Annotated in this window: 29 protein-coding genes; 13 read left to right on the forward strand and 16 right to left on the reverse strand. The window is 41.6% G+C overall.

The window, feature by feature from the left end:
- The first annotated feature begins 210 nt into the window (after positions 1 to 210).
- The 7 genes from pyrD (at position 211) to rmf (ending at position 8,819) form a co-directional block, all read left to right on the forward strand.
- Positions 211 to 1,221, forward strand: coding sequence for a quinone-dependent dihydroorotate dehydrogenase (gene pyrD, locus FTW16_RS00625; RefSeq protein WP_146489721.1), 1,011 nt, complete (start codon positions 211 to 213; stop codon positions 1,219 to 1,221).
- A 206-nt stretch (positions 1,222 to 1,427) separates the two neighbouring features.
- The gene (locus FTW16_RS00630) at positions 1,428 to 1,976 is read left to right on the forward strand and encodes a cell division protein ZapC (RefSeq protein WP_146489722.1); all 549 of its coding nucleotides are present in this window, start codon (positions 1,428 to 1,430) and stop codon (positions 1,974 to 1,976) included.
- 506 nt (positions 1,977 to 2,482) lie between these two features.
- Positions 2,483 to 4,603, forward strand: coding sequence for a bifunctional 23S rRNA (guanine(2069)-N(7))-methyltransferase RlmK/23S rRNA (guanine(2445)-N(2))-methyltransferase RlmL (gene rlmKL, locus FTW16_RS00635; protein WP_146489723.1), 2,121 nt, complete (start codon positions 2,483 to 2,485; stop codon positions 4,601 to 4,603).
- Between the two features lie 25 nt (positions 4,604 to 4,628).
- Positions 4,629 to 4,889, forward strand: coding sequence for a glutaredoxin family protein (locus FTW16_RS00640; RefSeq protein ID WP_019823251.1), 261 nt, complete (start codon positions 4,629 to 4,631; stop codon positions 4,887 to 4,889).
- On the forward strand, positions 4,867 to 6,783 hold the full coding sequence (locus FTW16_RS00645; protein ID WP_146489724.1) for an ABC transporter ATP-binding protein: 1,917 nt from the start codon (positions 4,867 to 4,869) through the stop codon (positions 6,781 to 6,783). The genes FTW16_RS00640 and FTW16_RS00645 overlap by 23 nt, the downstream gene beginning before the upstream one ends.
- 9 nt (positions 6,784 to 6,792) lie before the next feature.
- On the forward strand, positions 6,793 to 8,484 hold the full coding sequence (locus FTW16_RS00650; RefSeq protein ID WP_146489725.1) for a DUF3466 family protein: 1,692 nt from the start codon (positions 6,793 to 6,795) through the stop codon (positions 8,482 to 8,484).
- A 161-nt stretch (positions 8,485 to 8,645) separates the two neighbouring features.
- On the forward strand, positions 8,646 to 8,819 hold the full coding sequence (rmf, locus tag FTW16_RS00655; RefSeq protein WP_017059676.1) for a ribosome modulation factor: 174 nt from the start codon (positions 8,646 to 8,648) through the stop codon (positions 8,817 to 8,819).
- 251 nt (positions 8,820 to 9,070) lie between these two features.
- Here rmf and fabA read toward each other — a convergent pair whose 3' ends face one another.
- Together fabA and FTW16_RS00665 are read right to left on the reverse strand one after the other, a co-directional pair.
- Entirely contained in the window at positions 9,071 to 9,586 is a 516-nt protein-coding gene (gene fabA / locus FTW16_RS00660) for a bifunctional 3-hydroxydecanoyl-ACP dehydratase/trans-2-decenoyl-ACP isomerase (protein ID WP_017059675.1), read from the reverse strand.
- A gap of 70 nt (positions 9,587 to 9,656) precedes the next feature.
- Positions 9,657 to 11,309 carry a Lon protease family protein gene (locus tag FTW16_RS00665; protein WP_017066880.1) on the reverse strand — a complete coding sequence of 551 codons (1,653 nt, stop codon included), beginning with the start codon at positions 11,307 to 11,309 and terminating at the stop codon, positions 9,657 to 9,659.
- 189 nt (positions 11,310 to 11,498) lie between these two features.
- On the opposite strand from FTW16_RS00665, the gene matP reads away from it, so the two are divergent.
- From matP to FTW16_RS00685, 4 genes are all read left to right on the forward strand, one after another.
- Positions 11,499 to 11,954 (forward strand): macrodomain Ter protein MatP, encoded by a 456-nt coding sequence (gene matP / locus FTW16_RS00670; RefSeq protein WP_010440786.1) that lies wholly within the window; start codon positions 11,499 to 11,501, stop codon positions 11,952 to 11,954.
- A 23-nt stretch (positions 11,955 to 11,977) separates the two neighbouring features.
- Positions 11,978 to 12,286, forward strand: coding sequence for a DUF3634 family protein (locus tag FTW16_RS00675; protein ID WP_146489726.1), 309 nt, complete (start codon positions 11,978 to 11,980; stop codon positions 12,284 to 12,286).
- 104 nt (positions 12,287 to 12,390) lie between these two features.
- Positions 12,391 to 12,702 (forward strand): hypothetical protein, encoded by a 312-nt coding sequence (locus tag FTW16_RS00680; protein WP_146489727.1) that lies wholly within the window; start codon positions 12,391 to 12,393, stop codon positions 12,700 to 12,702.
- A 142-nt stretch (positions 12,703 to 12,844) separates the two neighbouring features.
- Positions 12,845 to 14,065, forward strand: a complete 1,221-nt coding sequence (locus FTW16_RS00685) for a hypothetical protein (RefSeq protein WP_146489728.1) — start codon at positions 12,845 to 12,847, stop codon at positions 14,063 to 14,065.
- Positions 14,066 to 14,161: 96 nt separating this feature from the next.
- Here the strand turns inward: FTW16_RS00685 and FTW16_RS00690 are convergent, their stop codons facing one another.
- Positions 14,162 to 14,764: a DUF2971 domain-containing protein gene (locus FTW16_RS00690; RefSeq protein WP_146489729.1), complete on the reverse strand. Its 603-nt coding sequence runs from the start codon at positions 14,762 to 14,764 to the stop codon at positions 14,162 to 14,164.
- 896 nt (positions 14,765 to 15,660) lie between these two features.
- Between FTW16_RS00690 and FTW16_RS00695 the strand changes: the two genes are divergently transcribed.
- Positions 15,661 to 16,026, forward strand: a complete 366-nt coding sequence (locus FTW16_RS00695) for a phage protein (RefSeq protein WP_146489730.1) — start codon at positions 15,661 to 15,663, stop codon at positions 16,024 to 16,026.
- A gap of 59 nt (positions 16,027 to 16,085) precedes the next feature.
- Here FTW16_RS00695 and FTW16_RS00700 read toward each other — a convergent pair whose 3' ends face one another.
- The 13 genes from FTW16_RS00700 to FTW16_RS00755 all read right to left on the reverse strand — a co-directional run bounded on the left by FTW16_RS00700 (position 16,086) and on the right by FTW16_RS00755 (position 24,585).
- Positions 16,086 to 16,934 (reverse strand): DUF3037 domain-containing protein, encoded by an 849-nt coding sequence (locus tag FTW16_RS00700; protein ID WP_146489731.1) that lies wholly within the window; start codon positions 16,932 to 16,934, stop codon positions 16,086 to 16,088.
- On the reverse strand, positions 16,931 to 17,635 hold the full coding sequence (locus tag FTW16_RS00705; protein ID WP_261383376.1) for a HipA family kinase: 705 nt from the start codon (positions 17,633 to 17,635) through the stop codon (positions 16,931 to 16,933). Before FTW16_RS00705 ends, FTW16_RS00700 begins: the two co-directional genes overlap by 4 nt.
- Positions 17,636 to 18,063: 428 nt before the next feature.
- Positions 18,064 to 18,585, reverse strand: a complete 522-nt coding sequence (locus tag FTW16_RS00710; protein WP_261383377.1) for a DUF2726 domain-containing protein — start codon at positions 18,583 to 18,585, stop codon at positions 18,064 to 18,066.
- A gap of 132 nt (positions 18,586 to 18,717) precedes the next feature.
- Positions 18,718 to 19,863 (reverse strand): zonular occludens toxin domain-containing protein, encoded by a 1,146-nt coding sequence (locus tag FTW16_RS00715; RefSeq protein ID WP_146489733.1) that lies wholly within the window; start codon positions 19,861 to 19,863, stop codon positions 18,718 to 18,720.
- Positions 19,863 to 20,177, reverse strand: a complete 315-nt coding sequence (locus tag FTW16_RS00720) for a DUF2523 family protein (RefSeq protein WP_048612095.1) — start codon at positions 20,175 to 20,177, stop codon at positions 19,863 to 19,865. The genes FTW16_RS00715 and FTW16_RS00720 overlap by 1 nt, the downstream gene beginning before the upstream one ends.
- A 3-nt stretch (positions 20,178 to 20,180) precedes the next feature.
- Positions 20,181 to 21,830 (reverse strand): hypothetical protein, encoded by a 1,650-nt coding sequence (locus tag FTW16_RS00725; protein WP_146489734.1) that lies wholly within the window; start codon positions 21,828 to 21,830, stop codon positions 20,181 to 20,183.
- Between the two features lie 153 nt (positions 21,831 to 21,983).
- The gene (locus tag FTW16_RS24660) at positions 21,984 to 22,118 is read right to left on the reverse strand and encodes a membrane protein (RefSeq protein ID WP_048612093.1); all 135 of its coding nucleotides are present in this window, start codon (positions 22,116 to 22,118) and stop codon (positions 21,984 to 21,986) included.
- A 12-nt stretch (positions 22,119 to 22,130) separates the two neighbouring features.
- Positions 22,131 to 22,373: a single-stranded DNA-binding protein gene (locus tag FTW16_RS00730; protein ID WP_048612092.1), complete on the reverse strand. Its 243-nt coding sequence runs from the start codon at positions 22,371 to 22,373 to the stop codon at positions 22,131 to 22,133.
- 18 nt (positions 22,374 to 22,391) lie between these two features.
- On the reverse strand, positions 22,392 to 22,730 hold the full coding sequence (locus tag FTW16_RS00735) for a DUF1293 family protein (protein WP_016786327.1): 339 nt from the start codon (positions 22,728 to 22,730) through the stop codon (positions 22,392 to 22,394).
- A complete protein-coding gene (locus FTW16_RS00740) occupies positions 22,718 to 23,830 on the reverse strand; it encodes a replication initiation factor domain-containing protein (RefSeq protein WP_065099873.1) in 1,113 nt (370 codons plus the stop codon). The genes FTW16_RS00735 and FTW16_RS00740 overlap by 13 nt, the downstream gene beginning before the upstream one ends.
- On the reverse strand, positions 23,820 to 24,020 hold the full coding sequence (locus FTW16_RS00745) for a hypothetical protein (protein ID WP_061038267.1): 201 nt from the start codon (positions 24,018 to 24,020) through the stop codon (positions 23,820 to 23,822). The genes FTW16_RS00740 and FTW16_RS00745 overlap by 11 nt, the downstream gene beginning before the upstream one ends.
- Before the next feature lie 2 nt (positions 24,021 to 24,022).
- Positions 24,023 to 24,286 (reverse strand): hypothetical protein, encoded by a 264-nt coding sequence (locus tag FTW16_RS00750; protein WP_065099872.1) that lies wholly within the window; start codon positions 24,284 to 24,286, stop codon positions 24,023 to 24,025.
- A 2-nt stretch (positions 24,287 to 24,288) separates the two neighbouring features.
- Positions 24,289 to 24,585: a hypothetical protein gene (locus FTW16_RS00755; RefSeq protein ID WP_108091739.1), complete on the reverse strand. Its 297-nt coding sequence runs from the start codon at positions 24,583 to 24,585 to the stop codon at positions 24,289 to 24,291.
- A gap of 133 nt (positions 24,586 to 24,718) precedes the next feature.
- Here FTW16_RS00755 and FTW16_RS00760 point away from each other — a divergent pair, with 133 nt between their 5' ends.
- Positions 24,719 to 25,087 (forward strand): DUF3693 domain-containing protein, encoded by a 369-nt coding sequence (locus FTW16_RS00760; RefSeq protein ID WP_146489735.1) that lies wholly within the window; start codon positions 24,719 to 24,721, stop codon positions 25,085 to 25,087.
- Positions 25,088 to 25,143: the final 56 nt, after the last annotated feature.

Genomic DNA, 25,143 nt, shown 5'->3' on the forward strand with positions numbered 1-25,143 from the left:
TGTTGTTAAGTGAGCTGGTGGCCGCAATGTGGTAAAGGCAAGAAATGAGTTAATAACCTGAAGAAACGATAACGTTTGCTTAATAATGAACCGCATTCGTTAGCAAACTCGATTATCTTACCCTTACAGACAGTAATAGATTGAATAGTTGGGTAAATAAGTAAATAATATCGCCCCGTTTACACGGGGCTTTTTTCTATCGGAGGCACAATGCTTTACCGTCTAGCCAGAACTGGCTTTTTCCAACTTGATGCCGAAAAGGCACATGATCTAGCAATTCAAAATTTCAAACGCTTCACAGGCACGCCTATTGATCTTTTGTATCGCCAACAATTACCTCACCGACCTGTAGAGTGTATGGGTCTTACTTTTAAAAACCCAGTTGGCCTTGCTGCCGGCCTAGATAAAAACGGCGAATGTATTGATGCATTTGGCGCGATGGGTTTTGGTTTTGTAGAAGTAGGGACTGTTACTCCGCGTCCGCAAGCGGGTAACGACAAACCTCGCTTGTTCCGTCTTGTTGAAGCTGAAGGTATCATCAACCGCATGGGTTTTAATAACCTAGGCGTTGATAACCTTGTTGAGAATGTTAAGAAGTCGAACTACGACGGCATCTTAGGTATCAACATCGGTAAAAACAAAGACACGCCAATTGAAAAGGGTGCAGAAGACTACTTGATCTGTATGGAGAAGGTATATCAATACGCGGGTTACATTGCGGTAAATATCTCTTCACCAAATACACCAGGACTACGTTCTCTACAATACGGCGAAGCACTTGATGATTTGTTGTCTGAACTTAAAGCAAAACAAGCGGAACTAGAAGAGAAGCATGGTAAATATGTACCTCTTGCTCTTAAGATTGCTCCGGATCTAAGCGACGACGAAATTAGCCAAATTTGTGAGTCATTGATCAAAAATAAGATCGATGGTGTGATCGCAACAAACACAACATTGGATCGTTCAATCGTTGAAGGCATGAAACATTGCGATGAAGCGGGTGGTCTAAGTGGACGTCCTGTTCAATCTCGCAGTACTGAAGTAGTTCGTAAACTTCACGAAGAGCTGGGTGACCAACTGCCGATCATTGGAGTAGGTGGTGTTGATTCGTATGTTGCTGCAAAAGAGAAAATGATGGCAGGCGCTAAGCTTGTACAAGTTTACTCTGGTTTCATTTACAAAGGTCCAGGTCTTGTAGGCGACATCGTTAAAAATCTTTAAACGGCAAGACGCTTTTATTTCTGAAAAGCGACAATCTGGCATCGTCTTAATAAAAGAGACACTGTAACTCACTGAGTTGTAGAGAAAAGCGACAAGAAAGAGGAATTCATTTCCTCTTTTTTTTTGCCTATTGCTCAGTAAAATTACTGTAATTGAAGGTAATTTTGCGTTTTACCTAATGGAATGGTTCAACAGTGTGAGACGAAATGATGCTTAAACCTAGCGATACATGGAGTTGGTATTACGATGAGCAGCAATGTTCATTAATGCTAAACCTCGGAGAGGATATGATTTTCAAAACGAATCTGGTCCGTAATAAGCTGGTGGACTGCGCGTTTAGAGATAATGAATTCACCGTTGATGACGCATCTTCATACCAAACCTTCAAAGAACAAATTTCTGGCTTAGAACTGTCTGAGCCTCGCCAAGCTGAACTTGCACTCTATTGTGTGGCAGCAAAGCGCTTCCATAAGCCTGTACAGCCTAAGAGTTGGTTCTTCGACTCACAAGGCACTGGCCATGAATATCCTCAAGAAGGGGATATTGTACAAATGAATAACGAGCATAGCTTAGGGTATTTCATTGTATTAGAAGTGGGAGAGTGTGCGAGCCTATGTGCATTTGTCGACCTAGAAGAGTTCCTATTAACGCCTTCAAAAGGGCTGCGATTTGGAGACTCAATCAAGGTGATGCACGATAGAATGCTTGATGCTAACGCTATCCTTCATCAAGCACACATAGCGATGGTGGGTTAACCTCCAATTTAGTACATCATTTCTACCACGCATCGCAGCACACAAGCGATAAACCTTCCTCAGAATCGGCTTAATAGCCGATTTTTTTGTGCCTAAAAAACCTCATCCTGATAAATACATCACTGCTTAACCATTTAAATAGTGAACTTACGACTATTTTTTCACCTTAATTTCTGCCTGTTTTCATCACCAGAAGAGTAAATTCCCCGTCTTTATTCCCTGTTTCTGGTCTTTTGTAGCTAAATTTCACCCATAAATTACCATTGGTATATACCAGTTTTGAGGTGAATATAAATTCACACTGCTACTTTGGTTAAGAAATGGTCCGAAATGGAGTTGGTTTGATAGGTCTTGTGTTCTAAGGGGATGTGGGTAAGCGATCGCTTCAAGACTGTGCATTTGCTAGCCAGTTAGTCGAAAGATTCAATGAAAAGACGTGTTTAGTGTGATGCTCTAGTTACAAATTCAGGTATAATCGAGCTCATTTTTATCAATAAAAGAACACTATGAATCAATATCTAGCGGTTACCTCAAACGGCCTTGAGAATTTATTAGTTGAAGAACTAACCCAACTAGGGATTACAAACGCAAAACCTGTTCAAGCAGGTGTTAAATTCAAAGCGACCAATGAGCAAATTTATCGTTGTTGTTTGTGGAGCCGTTTGGCTTCTCGATTTGTACGTGTCCTTTCTGAATTCACTTGTATGGATGACATGGATTTGTACCTATCGACCACTGCGGTTAACTGGGTAAATCAATTCCATAGCTCTAAGCGTTTTGTTGTTGACTTCAATGGTACAAACAACGAAATCCGTAATAGCCAATACGGTGCGATGAAAGTAAAAGATGCCGTTGTTGATTGCTTCGAGAAGAAGTCTTTGCCTCGTCCTTCTATCAGCAAAGAGAACCCAGATGTTCGTATTCACGTTCGTCTACACCGTGATAAAGCGATTCTTGGTGTTGATATGGTGGGTAGCGGTCTTCACCAACGTGGTTACCGTCCAGAATCAGGTCGTGCTCCGCTGCGTGAAACGCTAGCTGCTGCAATCCTTCTTCGTAGTGGTTGGGATGCAACGAAACCTTTCTTAGACCCTATGTGTGGTTCAGGTACGTTAGTGATTGAAGCTGCAATGATGGCTGCAAACCTAGCACCAGGTGTTAAACGTCAGAAATGGTGCTTTGAATCACTAGAAGATTTCGAACCTGAGCTTTGGGCTGAAGTTAAAGCAGAAGCTAACGTTCAAGGCCGTCGTGGAGTTAAGAAAGTAGAATGTAAGTTCTATGGCTACGATAATGATGAACGCATGATCAAAACAGCGCGTGATAACGCTCGCCGTGCTGGTGTTGAAGAGTTAATTGAATTCGAAGTAGGTGATGCTGCAAAACTTAAGCGTCCTACAGAGTTTACTGATGGTGTGATTGTTTCTAACCCACCTTACGGTGAGCGTCTAGGTACAGAGCCGGGTCTAATTGCACTTTACACGGCATTCGGTGCACAACTTAAAGCTGAGTTCGGTGGCTGCAACGCGTCTATCTTCTCTAGTTCAGACGAACTACTTAGCTGCTTACGCATGCGTGCAGACAAACAGTTCAAATTGAATAACGGTGCGTTACCGTGTCACCAAAAGAACTACTCAATTTCAGATCGTCCGATGTCAGAGCGCCCAACAGGCGAACAAGAACAATTGATTGCACCTGATTTCGCGAACCGTCTTAAAAAGAACATCGGTAAAATTGGCAAGTGGGCTAAGAAAGAGCAATTAGATTGTTACCGTATCTATGATGCTGACTTACCTGAATACAATGTAGCGATTGATGTATACCCAGGTCACCTTGTGATTCAGGAATATGCAGCGCCTAAAGATGTACCGGAAGAGAAGGCAAAACGTCGCTTAACCGATATCATCCGTGCTTCTATCCAAGTAACAGGCGTTGAAGCAAACAACGTGGTTCTTAAGGTCCGTCAGAAGCAGAAAGGCCGTTCTCAATACCAGAAGATGGCTCAAGACTCATCTAACCTAGAAGTGAACGAATACGGCGTTAAGCTGATTGTTAATCTTCATGATTACTTAGATACAGGCTTGTTCCTAGATCATAAGATCACTCGTCGTCGCATCGGTGAGATGGCCGCAGGTAAAGATTTCCTAAACCTGTTCGCTTACACAGGCAGTGCATCTGTTCATGCTGCTGTCGGTGGTGCGCGCTCTACAACAACGGTTGATATGTCTAACACCTACCTTGAGTGGGCAAAACAGAACATGGAGCTTAATGGCCGTGTTGGTCGTCAACATCAGTTTGTGCAAGCTGACTGCTTACAGTGGTTGGTTAAAGAGCAGGGTTCTTACGACCTGATCTTTATTGATCCACCTACGTTCTCAAACTCAAAGCGTATGGATCAATCTTTCGATGTTCAACGTGATCATATTCAGTTGATGGAAAACCTTAAGCGTCTTCTTCGTGAAGAAGGCACGATTGTGTTCTCTAACAACAAGCGTCACTTCAAAATGGACTTGGAAGCTCTGGATGAATTAGGTCTTAAGGCTCAGAACATCTCTGCTAAGACGCTTCCATTGGACTTCTCTCGCAATAAGCACATTCATAACTGCTGGTTGATTACTCACAAGTAGTTAAGAGATTGTATAAGGATATATAGTGCTGACTCTCTACAGTACAGAAGGGTGCCATCTATGTGAGATGGCATTCCAACTCACGGAACAGTTAAATATTAGCCATCACGTCAACGTTGTCGACATTGCATTCGATGATGAGCTCTTTTCCCGTTACGGGGTCACTATTCCTGTGCTCAAATTTGAAAGCTCTGATCTTTCTCAAAGCTCAGAGCTTAACTGGCCATTTGGCTTGTTAGAACTTAATGATTGGTTAAAGAAGAATGGCATTACTTACAATTCATAATGGGCAATTAGCGTTTGGCGATCACCCGTTATTAGATCGTGCGGACTTTGCGCTGCAAGAAAACGAACGTGTGTGTTTAGTAGGGCGCAATGGCGCTGGTAAGTCTACGTTGATGAAAATCCTGTCTGGGAACATCATCATGGACGATGGCAAGATGCAAATCACGCAAGATGTGGTTGTGTCTCGCTTGGAACAAGATCCACCGCGTAATGAACAAGGTACAGTCTATGACTACGTTGCTGGTGGCCTAGCGGAAATTGGTGAACAGTTGAAGATCTATCATGATCTTCTGGATCTCATTGGTACTGACCCGAGCGAAAAGAACCTAAACCGTCTTACTCGCGTTCAAGAGCAACTGGATCATGCGAATGCATGGCGCTTTGAAGATCGCGTAAGTAACGTATTAGCGGCACTTAAGCTGACTGCTGAAACAAAGCTGACGGATCTATCTGGTGGTTGGCAACGTAAAGCGGCGCTTGCTCGTGCACTTGTATGTGACCCAGACGTTTTACTTCTAGACGAACCGACTAACCACTTGGATGTTGCGACTATTGAATGGTTAGAAGGCTTCCTGAAAGACTTCCGTGGTTCAATTATTTTTATCTCGCATGACCGTGCTTTCATCAAATCGATGGCAACACGCATTGTTGATCTTGATCGCGGCAAACTAAGCTCGTTTCCAGGTGATTACGAAAACTACCTAGTTGAAAAAGAAGAAGCGCTACGTGTTGAAGAGATGCAGAACGCGGAATTCGATAAGAAGCTCGCTCAGGAAGAAGTATGGATTCGTCAGGGTATTAAAGCTCGTCGAACTCGTAACGAAGGCCGTGTACGTGCGCTTAAGAAGCTACGTGAAGAACGTTTGAATCGTCGTGAAGTGCAAGGAAAAGCGATCATCCAAATCGACGATGGCCAGCGTTCAGGCAAGATTGTATTTGAAGCTGAGAACATTAACTTTGGCTTCGAAGGCAAAGAGATTGTTAAAGACTTCAGCTTCAACATTATGCGTGGCGATCGTATCGCTCTTATTGGACCTAACGGTTGTGGTAAGAGTACGGTACTTAAACTGCTTCTTGATCAGCTTAAGCCAGATTCAGGTCGTCTGCATTGCGGTACTAAGCTTGAAGTCGCTTACTTCGACCAATACCGTGAAATCCTAGACCCTGAGAAGTCTGTAATTGATAACCTAGCGGATGGTAAGCAAGAAGTCACTGTAGGCGGCCGAGAGCGTCATGCACTAAGCTACTTACAAGATTTCTTATTCTCTCCAAAACGTGCTCGTACTCCTGTTAAAGCACTATCTGGTGGTGAGAAAAACCGCCTGTTATTAGCTCGTATCTTCCTTAAGTCGAACAACTTATTGATTCTTGATGAACCAACCAACGATCTAGATATCGAAACTTTGGAACTTTTAGAAGATTTGCTTGCCAACTATCAGGGTACGCTTCTTTTAGTGAGCCACGATCGTCAGTTTGTTGATAACACAGTTATGACAAGTTGGATCTTCGAAGGTAACGGTGTGATTGAAGAATTTGTTGGCGGCTATCACGATGCTCAGCAGCAAAGAAAGCAAGCATTAGAGTACCGACAGGTTGACAAGCCATCAAAGCCTGAGAAAGTAGTTGAGGAAACTCCCAAAACTGCGCCAGCTAAGGCTAAACCTAAGAAGTTATCGTATAAGCTACAACGAGAACTAGAAGCGCTACCAATGCGTTTGGAAGAATTGGAAACTCAAATTGAAACTCTTCAGGAAGAAGTCAACGATCCAAGCTTCTTTTCAAAATCTGTAGAGCAGACACAACCAGTTTTAGATAAGCTATCTGCAGCAGAGCAGGAGCTTGAAGTTGCTTTTGAGCGCTGGGAAGAGCTCGAGGCGCTACAACAGGAAAGTTAAGAAGTAATAATGACTTGTACTAAATTTAAATTAACAACAGTTGCAGCATTAGTTTTTGCTGCAACTAACGCGAACGCTGCGCTTTACAAGGTAGTTGAGGTAACACCTTCGATTACTGGTGCATCTGAAATCTTTGGTGTAGCTATTCAGCCTGCGACGGTAACCGGAACAGAAAGTTGTTTTACGACTGGTACCGTTGGCGGAGTTGCATGTGATAGCTTTAAATTGGCTGGTGAAACTCGCAATGCAGTTGATGGAATCGGTTATCGCGAAGAAGTTCCGTTTGCTATGGATGCACCGTTCCAATACATTCAAGAACGTGATGACTTTGAAAACTACTGCTACCGCGAGCTTAGATATTCTACTTGTGAAAGTTGGGCCGACAATCGTTGGGCTACTTGGAGTAAAGAAAGCGACCTTAGTTATGTAAACGCGAAAGCTTTTATTGATAACGGTAGCTCTATAAGTCCTTATAATGTAGCAATTACTGCTCTGGATGAATCAGGTGCACCACTTGGTATTAAGTCAAACGGTAACGATATTCGTTATAATGCGGTTACAACAGTGCCTCTTACAGCCTCATCTGAATCACGTGCTTGGGGTGCTCTAACCGTTAATGATGGTACTACAGACATCGTTTACAATTTTGGTAGCATTTCGGTACAGGGACCTAAAACGGATACTTCTGATACGACATTCAGTTCTAAAGCTGCTATCTGGAAAGACGGAGAAGTTCATCAATTTATTTGGAAGCAAGGTGATATCCCCCAAACTGGAGACTACTTTGCTCAGGGAAGCATGCGTGGCCTTGCGGAAAACTCAGGAAACTTATACGGCGTAGGTTTCGATACAGTGAATGGTAATAGTGATCTACAAGACATGAATGCAAGCGTCTTTGTAAGTGACTCATTAGACATTACCGGTGCTACTTGGGAAACTAAAATTATCAGCGGCGCAGAGGTAAAATCTGGTTCATCGAATGACGATGCTAGATACAGTAACTCCGTTGCGACTGATATTAACCAGAATTTGTTTGCTGTTGGTTATTCTAAGCGTAATGGTTATGTGCCAGAAAGTGGTAGTGCGGGTAACAAGATTTTTGTTGTAACTGATGCTAAAAACCCGACAGCAACGTATTTGTCTGGTGGTATCTTTTTCGGCGGTTCGAGCGGTGAAGCTAAAGCAGTTAACAACTTTAATGAGTTTGTTGGCCAAATAGATGCAGAAACCACTCGTGAGGTTGATGGTAGTGAAAGAAGACACAGAGGCTTTATATATCCTTATAACGTATCTTCATCAACTGAAGCTCGTCGTGTAGACATCTTTAACGGTCAGGCTTGGTGGTTAGATGATCTAACAAATGATGGTATTGTTTCCGGAGAGAACAACAAGTTCCGAATCATTGATGCTACTGACATTAACGATGCTGGTGTGATCTCTGCTACTGCTATCAAATGTACAGTTGGAGGAACGACTCAACCGTATGACACAACTTCTCACAACTCATACTGTGGTGGCGCTGCGTCTAACGCAGTAGAAGAGGTGGTAGCCGTTAAACTGGTTCCAATTGTTGGTGCTACTAAAGCTGATATCCAAACTCGTAGTGCCGATTCAGAAAAAGTCGATCGCCAAGGTGGTAGCCTAGGTTGGTTGACTTTGACTGTGCTTGGTCTGTTAGGGTTCCGCAGAAAATTTAAATAATTTTATCTCTTGAGCCCGAGTTCACAATTCTGAACTCGGGCTTTTTTTCGCCTTGAGAAAAGTGAAAATCTGATCGATTCTTAAAGTTGGAGTCACAAAAACTCCGCAAAGTTGTAATCATTGTATGTTAGTAAATGGAACACCCGTATGAGGACTGCACTATGAAGAGACAAAAGCGTGATCGACTAGAACGAGCACAATCTCAAGGCTACAAAGCTGGTTTAAATGGTAGGTCGCAAGAAGCTTGCCCATATAGCCAAATGGATTCTCGGTCTTATTGGTTAGGTGGTTGGCGTGATGCCAAAGATGATAAGCAATCTGGTCTCTATAAATAGATAGGCCGCGAAGAATTAAAGGTCAGGGCTCCATTGTTTGTTGATACAACAGCTGGAGCCTTGTTAGTTTCAGAACAATACAAAGATTACCAGAGCTTTTTAGCATTCTAGTTTCGCTATCATAAGCGTATCGCTGGTGGATTTATTCTGTTTCAAATTAAATATGTGATACTTTAATGCACTATAACTAAATTTATTGGAGTGAAAATAAAGCAGCCATGGGCTGCTTTATTAAAAATCTAACTAACAGATTAGAATGCTGACGTATCTTGGAAAAGGCCAACTTTCAAATCTTTAGCAACGTAGATCTCTTTGCCATCAACAAGTACGCGACCATCCGCAAGGCCCATAACTAGGCGGCGGTTAACAACACGCTTCATGTGGATCTCGTAAGTTACTTTTTTCGCTGTAGGCAGAATTTGACCAGTGAATTTCACTTCGCCAACCCCTAGAGCACGACCTTTACCTTCGCCGCCAACCCAACCAAGGTAGAAGCCAACAAGCTGCCACATAGCATCAAGGCCTAGACAACCCGGCATTACAGGGTCACCTGGGAAGTGACAATCGAAGAACCATAGGTCAGGAGTAATATCCAGCTCAGCAAGAACTAAACCTTTACCGTAATCACCTTCAGTTTCAGACATCTTAGTGATGCGATCCATCATTAGCATGTTCGGTGCTGGTAGTTGAGGGCCTTGTGGCCATAGTTCGCCTTGGCTTGATGCTAGAAGCTCTTCGCGAGTGTAAGAATCACGTTTGTTTTGCATTATCAATTACTCCGATTTTTGATAGGTGCATATTAGTGAACAGGTGTACGCTAAACAAGTCCGATCAGTACTAGACAAACCAGTTTTTAATGCGTCCAACAATTCCAATAGGGTGCTCATGTCTTTCAAAGTTTTCAATACGTTCCGCGATTTTGCTCAGAACGCTTTCTTGTTCATCGTCTCTAAATGGCTTGTTCATAATGAGAGGAATTGCTTCATCTACATTAGACACAGACCAAATATGGAATTCTTCATTTTTAATGCTTTCAATAAGGTCTGGCTTCAGTGCAAGGTGCCTTAAATTCGATCTTGGAAGGATCACGCCTTGTTCGCCAGTTAAGCCATTGTGCTTACACACATGGTAGAAGCCTTCGATTTTTTCGTTTAGCCCACCAACCGCTTGTACTCGACCAAATTGGTCCACTGCACCAGTAACCGCAATTTGTTGATTGATAGGGTATTCAGACAAAGCACTAACCAGAGAACACAACTCCGCAAGTGAAGCACTATCGCCATCTACTTCGCAGTAAGACTGCTCAAATACTACGGAAGCTGCGTATGGTAATGGATCTTCAAGGTTTAGTGCGCTGCTCACAAATGCTTGCATGATCATCATGCCTTTAGCATGAAGATTACCACCCAGCTCGGCTTTGCGCTCAACATCGGCAATATCACCATCACCAAAGTGAATAACACAGGAAATTCGTGCAGGTTCACCATACGATATTGGGTGTCCCGGTACATCGATGACCGTCAGTCCATTAACTTGACCAACTTGTTCACCTTCAGTTTCGATAATGACTTGGCCATCACGAATATCATCAAGGGCGCGTTCTGGTAGATAAGATTCACGGTTGTATTTGTGCTGCTGAGCTTGTTGGATATGGTGAATATCAATCTCACCATTGTCGGCTTCAATCAAAGCTTCGTTCAATAACGCGTTGTGCCAAATAGGGCACAGTGGGATATAGCTTTGATCTTCGGTTTCTCTTGCTCCGGCAGTAAGAATGCCAGTCAACGCTTGTTGCGTGATGTTTGGTAATTCATAGCGTTGTTGAAGCCACTTAAGGTAACCAAGATATTGAGTCAGAGTGTCTTCTGAGAGCTTAATGTCCTGTTCAATTTCGCTGAATAGGCAAAAACCGGTTTGAATATCGCTGTCTAGGTAATCAAGGTCACCTAGTTGAGCTCTGTCTCCAACTACAATTAACTTAATATTGTAAGTAAGAGGTAAGGTTGGCGACTGATTCAAGTGTTCAGGGTTACTGCTGATAGGCTCTACAGCTTCACCAAGCAGCGCAGATTTAAGCAGTAACCAGCTTCCTGGGTTTGCCAAGATCAGGTTTGCTGAAACGATTAGATAACCGTTGTTTGCTCTAGCCAGTAGGCCAGGTTTTGTCGCAATAACCTTACCGTCTTTCGATTGAACTTGGTCAAATAGAGAGGCAGCATTTAAAGACTCAGTTTTGATAACCGGCAGAGTGTGATCATCTAAAGCAGTGACTAGAGATTCAACAATCATTTGACGATAGATTGAATTGTCCGGAGCATTTACCAGTAAAACGCGCGAAAGGTTAGACAAGCGAACAAAGCGGGTTAGCGCATCTTTGAATCTATGTTGAATATCTGAAAACGGGAAAGGCGAGATGTCAGGGAATTGCTCTAATTGAGCGCTATATTCGTCGTACTGAGGCGTAACATGTCGCCAATCTACTTGAGTCATTTAAGTTTCTGATTATGATAATGAGGTAGGGAGTATATAGAAAAACCGATCTCGCTTGTAGCTCTATGTGGTAGTTACTAATCACTAAGCTAATATAAGTATGATCTTGGTCTATTCTTTCAAGACAATAATTGTGAAATAACCCATTCTGGGTTACGCTGTCACTAGGATTAACTCTCGAGATTAGACATGAAATATCAGCAACTTGAAAACTTGGAATGTGGTTGGAAATGGAACTATCTGGTCAAAAAGTGGAAAGAAGGTGAATCGATTACTTGCCATATTGATTCAAGTGAAGCTGACGTTGCTGTTCAAGCCTTATTGAAGCTGGAACACCAGCCTACGGGTGTTCTTGAGTGGATCTCTAACAACATGTCTCCTGAGCTCGATAACAAGCTTAAACAAGCGATCAGAGCTAAGCGAAAACGCCACTTCAATGCTGAACAAGTTCACACCAAAAAGAAATCAATCGACCTTGATTATCGTGTATGGGAAAAGCTATCTCAACGAGCGAACGAGCTAGGTTGTACGCTTTCTGACGCCATCGAGTATCTGGTTAGCGAAGCGTCTCGTAGTGAACAGGCCAGCAAGACAGTGACTAGTCTTAAAGAAGACTTAAGTAAACTCCTTTCTGACGATAAATAACCATCAACAGTAGTGGTGACATTATGATGTACGTAATCTTAATCGGTGCGGTATTAGTTTTTTGGTTAGTAGCAGTCGATCGACCGGTATTGAAAATTAAATTTAGCGACGGGGCGATCGAACAAGTTAAAGGGAATCTTCCACCGAGCTTTAAGCACAACCTTCAAGAGATTGGTCATAATAATAACTTTAAAGGTGAGCTAAAAGTGTATGCAAAACGCTCTGGCTATAATCTCAAGTTCACTAAAGATGTGCCTAAAAACGTACAGCAACGTATTCGTAACGTGTTCCCGCATAATGGTTTTAAGTCTAAAGGCTCAAAGAAAGCGTAATTGTTGAGAAATACGCCTTACTTGGTAAACCCTCATACTTAGTTAATCCTTCACTTTCCTTAACTATCTGCATACTGTTCTCACTTCCTAACAGAGAGAACAGTATGAGATATCTAATATTCTTGTTGTGTTTTGTATCCCCATTCGCATTTCCTGATGATGCATTGGTCAACCCTGTAGCCAAAAAGATCAAAGTCACTGTTATGAAAGGCTTCAACAAGAGTAAAGTTGATTTCGATGGCTATTGCGATCTAATGATTGAGATGAAGCACTCTAAAGGCTATACAAGAATTAAGAGGGTGAGAACATCGGGCGATAGTAAGGTTTGTAAACAGGCTAAAAAGCACCTACCAAAGGAGAGAAAGTTCAAATACAGTTTCCCAGAAAAGTATATTCGTCTCCATATCGCAAATTAACGGAGTTAGTGCACTATAACTAAATAACCTCAATTTTATTGAAACAATTTCGTGAACCAATCTCTAATTTCTATTAATATTAGTTTTATTATAAAGGCAGCATATGCCGATAAAAGGCAATTAGGGCAAAGGAAAGTTACGGTTGTTGTTAGCAAATAAAAGTTACTCCCCCGAAGTTATTGAGATCTCAAGGAAGGTCACAATCAATGTTGAAGCTCGCTTTAATCGATGGTTAATCTCACCAGAATATAAGCTTGCGCAATCGACAGTAGATACGTTACTAAGTTTGGAAAATAGGTATTGTGATAGCGTCATATTTGATGAATCCGACCGTATCTCTCACAACCAACGTATTTTATTGCGCTGTGAGCAGGATCGAGTCAATGCTCATCGCGAGAAGGTCAATGCAAAACAGCAAACATTACGGTATGTGATAGACGATGTCAGCAATGCCGCTTCTGCGCTTATGCTTGAGAAACTACAAGGAACGCTAATAAGTTCTTTGTTCTCGGAACTGCCAGATTACAATGAATTCGCTAGTGCTGCGTATTCGCCATCCTTAAACTTTTCCAAACTCCATGAAATATCAGCAAAAAGCAGGCCATTGAGCTCAAGTTTAATCGAGTTTGTTTCTAATCGTGAGTTCACAGAAAAGTACGGCAAGAAGTCCAAGGTAATTCTCGATCCAAAAATTGCAGCACGCCAAATAGGTATCGAGAACTGTCGTTTATTGTTCCCATTGTTAATGAGCCAGCAGCTAATTAAATGGAATGATGGCAACATTAAACACATCACACCTAAGGTTTGGCAGCACCTGGTCGTGACGTCAAATGCGACTCGAATTCGACTTCAAGAAACATCGGTAAAAGACCCTAATGTTGGTATTCTACTTGGCGTATTGAGAACTCTCCCTTTGTTTTTGATTTGTAACCACTTTTCTTCTATATTTGAAGATGCATTAGTAAAAACTATGCTCGGTTACCGAGATGCCAGTGATAAGCATGATGAATATTATGCTTGTGCAGAAGTGCTCCCAAACACCCAGTTTCTCGAAACGATGGTAGAGAAATTAGAGCTGAAGTTACTAAAAAACCTCGTTGAATTTGTAGATTGGAGCCCAAGTAATCAGTTTATAAAGAGGGCTCTTCTAGAGGAAGTGAATGATACCCCCGTGCTTGAGCGAACAGTTTATGGTGCTGCTCTGGCCCAAGGTCGAAAGTTTTCTATTTTCGAAGCGTTAGATAACAGCGAACTATTTAACGTTAAGCATCGACCTTACTGGTTTTCTACAGTTCAAATGTCTATAACGACAATTGAACAAATGCAGGATAGGGTGCCTGGAAAACTGACGACGAACATGTAAAAAGGGGAGCCACATTTAATGTGGCTCCCCTTTTTTGTTGCACTGTAACTTAAATGCGAGAGCCTGACTTATTGTTATAATCTTGATTTATCCCGTTTAGCAGACCACTTCGAATGTAAACGACTCTTGTTTGGCTATTGCGTGCTTAACGGGTATACCAAAGCGCTGGCAAGTCATCAGAACTTTCAGTTTTCTGTCGGCCGGAGCGTGCTCAGAGAGGATCACCGAACTTAGGCACTCTCTATTAAGGTAGAGCTTATTACCCGTTATCTCTTCATCAGGTAACACCCAGCGATATTCCTTTTCATAACGCCAATTAGAATGCTTGAGCTTGAATATTTCGGAACCTAACCCTAATGCCTGCAATCCACTCAATGATTCTAAGTGGGACATGTTTAACTCATCTTCATATTGAACCTCAAAACAGTTGAGGTTGGCCTCGCCGCTATAGCAGTTGAGATCATACTCGATACACATGCCTTTAAAGTTGTCGCCATACTGAGACCATAGTATTGGGTGGTCGCTAGATTGAGAAAAACACATAACCTTGAAATTGTTCTGAAGTTCATTCTTGAATATATGGTTAGATTCAAAAGGGTTATTGAAAGTTTTAGCGTAATCGAACCACAACGAACACTCGGCAATCGACTGTATGTTTCTATCATGGAGAGATCTGAACTTATAAAGTTTAGGCAACATATCAAACACCTAGTTTACAAAATTGCCTGATGTTAACACTTTAATTTGCTTTTATAGCTTGAATGCATTGCATTTGATTGCTTAATCACCAAATTTATTCATATAACTGCTTGATAGATCGAAATTTAAACACGAAATGGCAGCCTGTTTAAGTGGTTTATCTGGTGGTTGAGCGATAGCGAGCTAGTGTTCGCTTGTTGAAAATAAGATACAACGTAACTTCGAGTTTGTCAGGATGAGGTTGGTAAACAGGGACTGCTGTGTTTAATAAGCTTCGTGTAAATACCCGGATATATGCTCTAGATCGATTCCAACGATATCCCAGTAAACTAAGTGTGACGTAAAGTACCCATGTGAAACGCGTTCGCATGTTAATTGTTTTAGATGCTAGTACGAACATTGGCGTCAGAAGAAGAGCCACATGAAAAGTTGGTGACGGTTGTAGGTAAAATAACTCAATTTGATTGGCTATTGATAAAGGTGTCGATTTGGTGTTATCAATAAAGATGGTCGCCTGTGTGAAATCTGAAAAGAAAACAACAGCATGCCCACAAGATTCACACACAACACAGCAAAAATGACTACAAACAAGAGCATGAATCAGTAAACGAGAAGAGAAAAGCTTTCTGTTGATAAAGTTTGTGTGAATGGAGACCAAATTCGACGGTACAGACGTTGGACACATATATAGCTATTTGTTTTTTGTGATCTTAAGAGAGCGCTGGTGAACGCTTAAGTAGACCAATACTGGTTAGATTAGGCGGACATTTTAAAATGGCTCAAACCGGACATTACTAAATTGCTCTAACAGATTCAGTGCGTATTATGTCTGATTATGTTTAATGGTGCATACATTATAAATTCAGTGCAACCTCTTGTATTTAGAGGTTTTATCATTGAAGTATCGCGAAATGAGTAAGAATTACATTTTTCGAGAGTTAGAGTGCCAAATGACCAAGGAAGAGGTCGCTGAACTGTGTTTCAAAACTGTGAGGACTGTCACGGGTTGGGACGAGGGAAAGCCTATACCACCTGAATGTAAAAGACTTATGAGAATGGCAAAAGGTCGTGAACTAAGTACTTATGAAGAGTGGGGACAGTTCAAAATGATACGCGATAGTATGGAGCTGCCGACTGGCCAAGTAGTGAGGCCACAACAAATATTGGCAGGGATTGCACTATTAGGTATTCAATCTGAGTTAGAGCTAAAAACATCAACAAAGCTACTTAAACTTGCCAGAGCAATTGCCAGAATGAAATGATAAAAACGTTCACTCGCAGGTAAAAAAAAGGCTACTCTAAGTAGCCTTTCTTATTTATATCAGTTCGTTACTAATTTGAAATCATCAACTAAGTAATCTAAATCAAATTCAGCAAATTTTAATATCTCATTACTGTTCTGATATGGAATAACTTTTACACCTAGTTCTTTCATTCCTTTTTGCACAGTATCAAAAGCGGCTACAAACTCTTCTTTTTTATTCCTAGGTCTTTCAATCGTAAATAAGAAGTTATCTTCGTTCAAAGCGTTAGCTTGTAGTAAGTGCTTAACACGAGATATCCAACGATCACCGTGGTCAACGAGTGCTAAAGGAGTCGCCTGGTCAAATGCTAACGGCTTGATCGCTTTAGTTATATTTGCTTCTTTAGCTACTAGTGGAATCTTAAATTGACTGAAGCCAGTATCAAGACTTTGCTCTTTGTACCGAATGGTTAAAGTTTTCAGCTCTTGTCTTAGAGCTTTAACCATCTGTTGCTCTCGGTATTCCTTTGTATCTTTAAAGTCTCTTCCGATATAGCGGTCAAAGAGTTGTTCAAGTGCAAGGTGACAATCATCTGTGATCATTGCACCAGTTTCGCCAAACGTCATCAAACCTTCTCTAGTTCGAGTCACTTCGTGCATTAACTCAACAAGCTCTTTACCGCTAATATTCTTTGCAAAGTTTTGGATATAATTTAATTCATCTTCAAAATTTGCTATAGCTTGCTTGTAAAGTTGCCCTTCAAGATCATCGAAGAAATCAGATACTCTTTTAAATCTGGCAGGGGCTAATTTATAGCTTACAAATCCAGTCTTTGGAGCAAACGCAAGTATACCAACGTTGGCAAACTCTGATGTTTCTGCGAATGGCATAAAGCGAACAATCGCGAATTGTAAAGCTACTTTCATGATATGTCCTCCCAAAACGGTTCATCTAAGAATTTCTGCAATACTAACGTAATTTCTGTTCGAATAGTATCGATTGGATACATTTCTAACCACTCTTCTGGTATCTCACTGATGATATTGTCAATATCTTGCAGGGCATTTTGAAATTTTTCTGTATAAACTTCTTTATCGACTAGCTCTAAGCCATTCCAAGAACCTGAACTTACATGTTGTTCTTTATGTTCATCAATTTTAAAGTCATCTGCAAAAGCTAGGTTATGATCAACAACACACGTTTCTTTGGTCTTTTGTTCTAAGAAAAAGTTAGGGTTTCCGCCTTTATCAGTGAGGTTTCTATCATTATTCTGAATCCAATAATCAAAAACAAACAGATCACGAAGTAGCTGCTGTGGAACTTTCTGTATTTGATTATAGGTTATTTCTTGAATGTTAGGTTTATATGACGAAGCAAAACAATAACCAGCCTCTAAGTCAAAAGAACTGTATTCAACTAGTAAATCATCAACCCAAGCGATTTTAAAATCCGGAATAGGTAAACCAAAGCTTTTCGCTAGATGAGCGACTATCCATTCTTTTACAAGGCCTCGACAAGTAGCACTACTGCCTTTTACGACATACTGTTGGCCATCATCACCTTCACAGAGATACGGGTTCGTTCTGCCTTGCGCCATCATTCTTGTAATTTTTAAGATTTCTATCACGAAGTATTACCATATACAGCGAGCTTATTAGTGTCTGATTGGATATTACCATAAGTAACTTCCTGAATTAATTGGTTTTGCTAATAGAGTGATCAATAGTTGATAGTTTGGTCGAATTTACCCCCGTGATACAACACGGGGGTTGTTGCTCCGCAGCTCGTTGGGACCCTCCCGACGAAACGGGTCCCTCCCAACGAGCTGCGAATCAAAGCTACCGAAAGCATCAACGCTGAAAGTTCTATGGGTTGCAGAAGCAAAAAGCCCCACTGGTATTGTGAGGCTCTGCTAGGGTGATCTTGGCAATGAGGCAGGGCGGTTATGTGGTTTCAACAAGATAGTTACGCTTCGCTGCTTATCGGGCATTTGGGGCTGTATACCCAAGAACCACATCGAGTGCCCTTATCCCTGCGGGGCTTGTTCAACGATATCTATTGAGTATAAATACTTTCAGGCTGTGGCGCATCGCTCCCCCCATAGAGCTCTTTTTCTAATTCGAAATAGTCATACTTGTTTTTAACTTTGAAGTGCTTCAGTTCAATCCCTGCAGAAGCTGCGGCCATATCAACTAACTTATCTCTTGCTACTCTGTCTGGTCGATTGTGAGTTGAGTCATCTAGCTCAATTAGGCATTTAACTTCAAGCGTCAATGGATCGCAAAGTACAAAATCTACATGTTTCTTGGCTATTGCGTTAAACGCTCGCCACCATGTCTTTTTGTCATGAACTCCTTTCCTTGGCGTCATCAAATCAGCAATTCGCACCTTAGTAAAAACAGTATGTTTACCCTTCGTTACAACGATTAATGCTTGATAAAAGGTTAGCTCATTCGATGTAGCAAGCTTCCTGATAAGCTGATACTCATAGTAAGAGGTAGGGTTGTCACTGTTTGTTTTAGTTGAAACAATATTGGTTATGAGCAGGCGTATTAATAGAGCTATGAAGACAAGCATTCCCAATACCAAAACCAAGTTAAGCAAATGATCCATATAGTCGGCCTCACAAAATCAAAGAATTCAAATATCTTATCAGTAGTGAATTTATGTGAGAAATATCAATAATATGGACAAGCTTAAATCTTAGCTTTATATTTTTACGGCCTTACTGAAATCGAATGGGTCATTTGCAGAGTTATCGTCTTTGGACTCAACACACGTCAAAATCTTAACTGAATCACCCCAAGTCACTCGATAAACGCAATCAGCTAAAACCTTAAAACCATATCCCATTTCTATCAGCTCCGATTGACTAAAAGTGAAAAGCTTACTGTCATTCTGACGAACCTCGATATATATACGAACAAAAGAGTTCTGAAAATCGACGAGGTTTTGAGTGACATCTTGCCAAGCTGTCTGACGAGCATAACCAGTGACAAACAAATCAAACTCATCAAGGGGACCGAAACCAGAAGACTTTTTGGCAGACTTAACGGTTTGACCTGGGACACCGTTGGGAACTGAAACCTGGGCAGGCTCAACAACATTGTTTTGTTCAGAATTTAGAACCGGTTCTAATTCCTTATCACTGCCAGACCACGCGTAAATATTAAAAATGACACCCGCCACAAGTAAAAATCCGCCCATCCAAAACGGCCAACGATGCCAGATTGGTTTAATGTCATTACTCATAGCTTCGGCTACGCTGCCACTGCTTTGCGTATGAGACTGATAGAAAGGAAAAAACGCTTTCTTATATTTGCGCTGTTCTTCATTGACGACTTCAGTTGTTGCACCAATCCTTACTTTCTTGGTGTAAGTATTCTTACTACCGAAAGCGGTATTCTTGGCACAGTAGTAAGTCATTTCAACCATATCGCGAACATCTTTGTGAATCTTCCTTAGATTCTGAGTAAGCAAAATGATATCTATGCCGTAGTGACCATGAAGAGAATAGAACTCAAGTATTTTGCTATCTAGCTGCTTATTTGGGAGAACCATATGAGCTTCATCAATCACAAATAGGGGACCTTTGTTATCGGCATCCCTCCAATCGTTTATGTAGTCCTCAAGCTTTGAAAACGGTCTATCCATAGAGCCGTATTGGTTTAACTGACCGTCCACAACTTCAATCAAATCCAACACGTCATTACCAAAGACTTTCTGAAAATAGGGCACGTTTAAAGTCACATTGGTAACGACTTTTCGACCAGCTTTGATAGCCGGAATAATATGGAAAGCGACACTCTCATAGCTTTTACCGCTACGTGGTCGTCCTGCGATACAGTAGATCATTACGAACCTAACCTCGTGAATGGAATCAATTGTAAAATCATGCGCAAAGCAATGGCCGATATAATCAGGCTCAAACACTGAGGTAGGCCAACGGCGCCCATGACCCAAGCGACGTTAGGCGGAATAGATTGTAAATATTGACCGACATCGACAGGCTGAAACAAAGCTACAGCAGAAGATAAAGCAGAATTAACGACCTCCATAAATTGCTCAACAACCCAATAAACCATATCTTTCAACATAGTAATAAGGCTCAAAAGCAACTGGTACATGAACTCAATGAGCTTATTAAATAACGTTACTATCCAGTCCATACATTAACCCCCGAAAATAATCTGACGACAATAGAAAGCCGTAGACGCTAGAAAAATGAAACGTAAAAATCCAAATATCCAGTCCATATCAATGTAATCATCAAATGACATATAACCGTAAAAAGGCACAGGTAAACCAAACTTTGGACGTTGTGCACCACTTAAATCGATATTGCCAAAACTCGATACAAAAGGATCAACAATGCTAGTTTTCATCGAATCTAACTGACTACCCACAACAGTGCTCAAATCGCCCTCATAAGCCGACTCATAAAAGCCCTGACAAGTACCCCCTTGAATACAAGTCCCGTCAATACCTGCCTTAGAAGCATCCACACCTTTCAATAAATCACCTATGTCAGTGACACCAGTGGCTAAGCCGTCTAACTTACTGGATATTTCAGCGAGCCCCTCACCATTACCACCGCCCTCGATACCGTCTATCTTATCTGATAGGGCATCGATGCTTGATTCAACACCAGACAAATCAACCGTTGATTGGCCGCCAGAAATAGCCGCTATTTGATCGCTTAACTGGTTAAATTTTTGATTGGTGTTTTCATTAACATCATCAGAAACAGAAGAAATCATTAAAGCATTTTGTTGAACAGCACTTTTAATTTCATCATTACCATCAATTATCATGTCAAAGCCCGAACCATAACCATTAACACGTTGCTGTATTTGCTTTAATAATTTCTGGTTAGCATTGGCTTTAGCAGCGTTCTTCAATTGGGTTTGTTGCTGGCTAGTCAAACCAGAACCAGAAACCTCGAGATTATTAATTGCAGATAAAATATCTTGGCTATTAGTGTTCAAATCAGAAGACAAAGTCTCAACACCTCGATTAATGGTGTACAACTGAGCACCGACATTATTAACAGTACGATGAACATTGTTTAAATTTGACTCCAAATCAGCGAACTGTGAATCAACATCCCTAAACTCAGATTTAATTAAGTTTGAATTATCGACGCCACCGCCGCCGGAGTTATTAACAGCATGCTGCAAATCTCTTAGTTCTCTTCTTGTTTCCGCTTCTTGATAAGCCAGCGTTTGACTTAAATTGGTTAGCGTTCTTTGAAACTTTTTATCTACATTTGTGGTGCTAGCCATAAGATTCACGATATTTGTCAAATCTCGGTTCATATTGGCAAGACTGTAAATCGCTGTATTAGAAGACTTGCAATTAGGGTCTTGAGCATCACATTCTATTACTTCAGCACGGCTCGCCTTGTAACGCTCAAAAAACGGTTCTAATCTATCTGGTATCCCGTTCTTATCTTCATCAATTTCAACATTGTCATTAAGAGTTGGATTAGGGTCGACACCATTTGCAAGCCCGTCACCATCCCAATCTTCTTCGTCGTCAGGTCTACCGTTATTGTTTAGATCACCGTCCTGATCAACCTGAGAACCACAATTGAATATGTCAGTATCCGCATAGTTGAAACCGCCAACACAATATGCGTTAGGATCATTGTCCTCACCATCACAGACTAAGCTACCATCAGGCAGGATTGAGCGAGACGGTGGGGTATCTGAACAGAGCTTTAACTTCATTTGCGAATAAGGACCGCCATAGCTCAAATCCGAAGCGTAAGCCCCAGAAGCTATAAGACCAATCAATGACGCTAAAATCATTCTCTTCATAAAAACAACCTGTAAAAAAAGAGGCCGAAGCCCCTTTATAATTAACCTTGAAAATTCTGAGCAGCTAGAAAACCAGACAAGCCACCCAAAAGAGCAAATACCATAAGTATCAGGTCATGTATGGCAATCAGCACACTCAAATACTCCCATTAGTTACGCAGACTTTACAGCACGCTTAGCAAGACCAATCGCCTTGTAAGCCATAGTGATTCCAACAATAGCCACACCCGCAGCACCTACTTTAGTTGCAACATCAGCGAAATCCACAGCAGCCCAAATAGCTTCCATAATTTTGTTTCCTTATAAAATTTTAATTAACTTAATCACCATCTTAATGGCGTATGACATAGCAAAGCCGCTGACGAAAACTAGTGAGAAAGCCCCACCAAAAACCGCAGTAGCTTCGATTGAAGAAACCTGAGTAAACCCCATCAAATATTCATAATCACTAGCAGTAATAACAATGACCCCTGTACAGGATTCAACTGACGTATCAACAAGAGCTAGAAAACCATCTTCATTTGGTAAAGCACACTTAGGCATAACAATTCCGAATTTAGTTTATTTCTTGATAGATGCTTCGAAGTGCTTTTGAACTTCAGCATCAGTAGGGACAAGCTTGTTAACCAAGATGTCGAGTGGATCGTCAGGGTTAGCACCAAAGCTCAGTTCGTAGTCACGGTTAGCAACAAAAGCGCGTGATTGGATAAGCTGACGTGCGTAAGCCACATCAATTTTCAGTGCTTGCTTGTTGTAAGGAATATCAGTTGAGAAGCCGATGCCCGTTTGCTGAAACTTCTCATTATCAACTTCTTCTACAGCACGTAGGACAGACAGCTCCGCGAACTCCATGTTGGATTTAGGGAAACGCTTGATAGCAATACCAGTTATTGTAGGCATATTCTTGACTCCAAAATTTCGATTTTCTGTTTAGTGTATTCGTCAGGAATGCCTAACGAGGTTTCAAAGTTTGCACGTCTATGATGCGTAGGAATGAGCATCCCAAAGGCTTCACCCAAATCACCGTCCGTCATTGCTATAACTTCAGAGAGGGCTTTGCCACACTGGCGACGAACCCAAGCGATACGAGCGAAGAACTCAAGACCCGCTTTCTTTTTGTTAAGTTCAATCTTCATTGGTTCAGCAGGATCGATACTGGCCGAGAAGTCACACAGACCAGCAAAGGCCGAAGCAGGCGAGGCGAGTAGTGCCAAATCGCACTTCTTCAATTCCACTTCATTGCGGTACCAAATCACTTCAGGGTCAGCGATGTTTTGCTCAAACTTCTTGTTGTAAACACGCCAGTAGATTGCAGAGGTACGAGAGCCAACAAGAACGGCTTCCTCTGATAATTCACCGGATTGTGAAACGCGCTTATGAGGAACCATTGTCGGACCACGACCACGAGAAGCAGTGCGAAATGCTCCCTCATAAAAACATTTCTCAGCATACTTACAGTCAAAGATTCCGGTGTAGTCATCCACGCAGAGATCCAAACGGGCTAGGCGAGTGATACCCAAAAGTGACAACCACCAATGCACCTTTTTGTGTGTAGTGAAGTCGAACAACTTAGCGCAACCCGTACCATTGATTTGCACATAGACAGTGTCATTGTTGCCACCAACACCGACCAAGCCACATTCAACCGTTCCCGTAGAATCGTAAATCACCATCGAATCCTCATAACCATGTAAGCCACGGCCACGCATAGGAGAGATGCGGAAGTTAAAGACTCTAGACATGAACTCATCAAACCTATCAGCCAAAACCTTACGGCACTTGTTACGGTGTAACTCAATCGATTTCTCTATAGCTTCAGGTGAGTTAAGGCGGCCGTTGACGCTTTGCTTTTTAAACTCAGGAAACTGCATGTTGATAAAGTCTTGTTCGTTCGAGCTGTCCAAATGTCTAAGCGAGCCGTACGAAAACGAAAACGCTAAGTGATCCACTTGAACCGGACGAATCTCATCATGAAACTTATGTGGTTTTTTAGATGGCATGGAACACACCCTTAACCAAAAGCTCTTGATAGTTCTCATCAGTGATTTCGACAACCTGAAATGACACCATGCCGTAATGAACCTCCATGAACTGGAAGAACTCGCGCTGAGTCTTAAAGAAGTTATGACCCCAAGGAAAATACGCGTTGATACCATGGTTGGGTTCGTTGTCGAAGTAGATAGAATCCATGATTATTTACCAACAAACAAAGGAGTTGCGAGATCTAAAGGCTCTTCAAGCAGGCCTTTAACAACGTGAACAGAAAACGTTTTTCCTTTAGATGTAAGGATGTCGCAAACTTCACGAACATCATCTGAAAGAGCTTCGGACGTGAAGAACTTTGAACCCGCAATATGCCAAGCCGTTTTAACATGCTGACGTTTACCAAAACCGCAAAAGAAGCGAGTGCCTGACTTAGTTTGAACAGTAATGACTAGAGCCGATGAGGTATTCATGGTTAACGCTCCAAACCGTAGAACGAGCAGAACTGTTCAAGCTCTTGGTCGTTATCAAACGTGAAAGTGAAAGCGTCAGAGCAACTAGCTTGAGAGCTGGCAAACGACACAGTATGAAAAAGTTCTTCGCCAATAGTGCGTTGGCCAAATTCAAGTTCGCTAGCTAAGAACTCAAAGCAGATTTCTAATGGTGAGTTATGAAGAGACACAGACGCGTGTGTAAAATCTGGATAGTTAGAGAAGCTAACGTGTTCAGATTTCAAAACAGAGCCGTATTCAATAGATTCAACTTGGAACATAGAAGCCACCATAATTAATCAACCAAAGCAGGTTGAGTTGCGATATGTGGCAATCCTAGTTGCGACCAATGGCAATTACAAGATGCGATTTATGGCAACTTTGCAGCTACAATGAACAAAATGGAGGTGCCAAATGTACTCATCAGAATTAATTAATGCCTACAAAAAGGCGAAAAACTACATACAAGACAAGCAAGTTGCACACGACTTGAACCTTGATCCACCGAAGATAAGTAAAATTAGAAAAGGTGTTCGCCAACTTACTGATTCAGAAGCAGTTTTCTTGGCTGAGAACTCAGGTATTGACCCTGAGATTGCATTGCTTGGTTGTCACGCTGACCGCAACGAAAATCCAGAGATTAAACAGATGTGGGAACACATTGCAAAAAAGTACAACGGGCTAGGATTAAAAGCGATTTCAATGACTTGCGCGGGATTAGCACTGATGGCAGCCACCCCAAATAAAGCACTAGCCAACTGCGTATTATGTATATTATGTTAAATATAGTTTGGTAATCATAAGGCAGAGCTCGATATCTGATGCCCTGCCTTCGTTTC

Origin of the sequence: Vibrio sp. T20 (assembly GCF_007858795.1) — a bacterium.
Lineage (GTDB): Bacteria > Pseudomonadota > Gammaproteobacteria > Enterobacterales > Vibrionaceae > Vibrio > Vibrio satsumensis.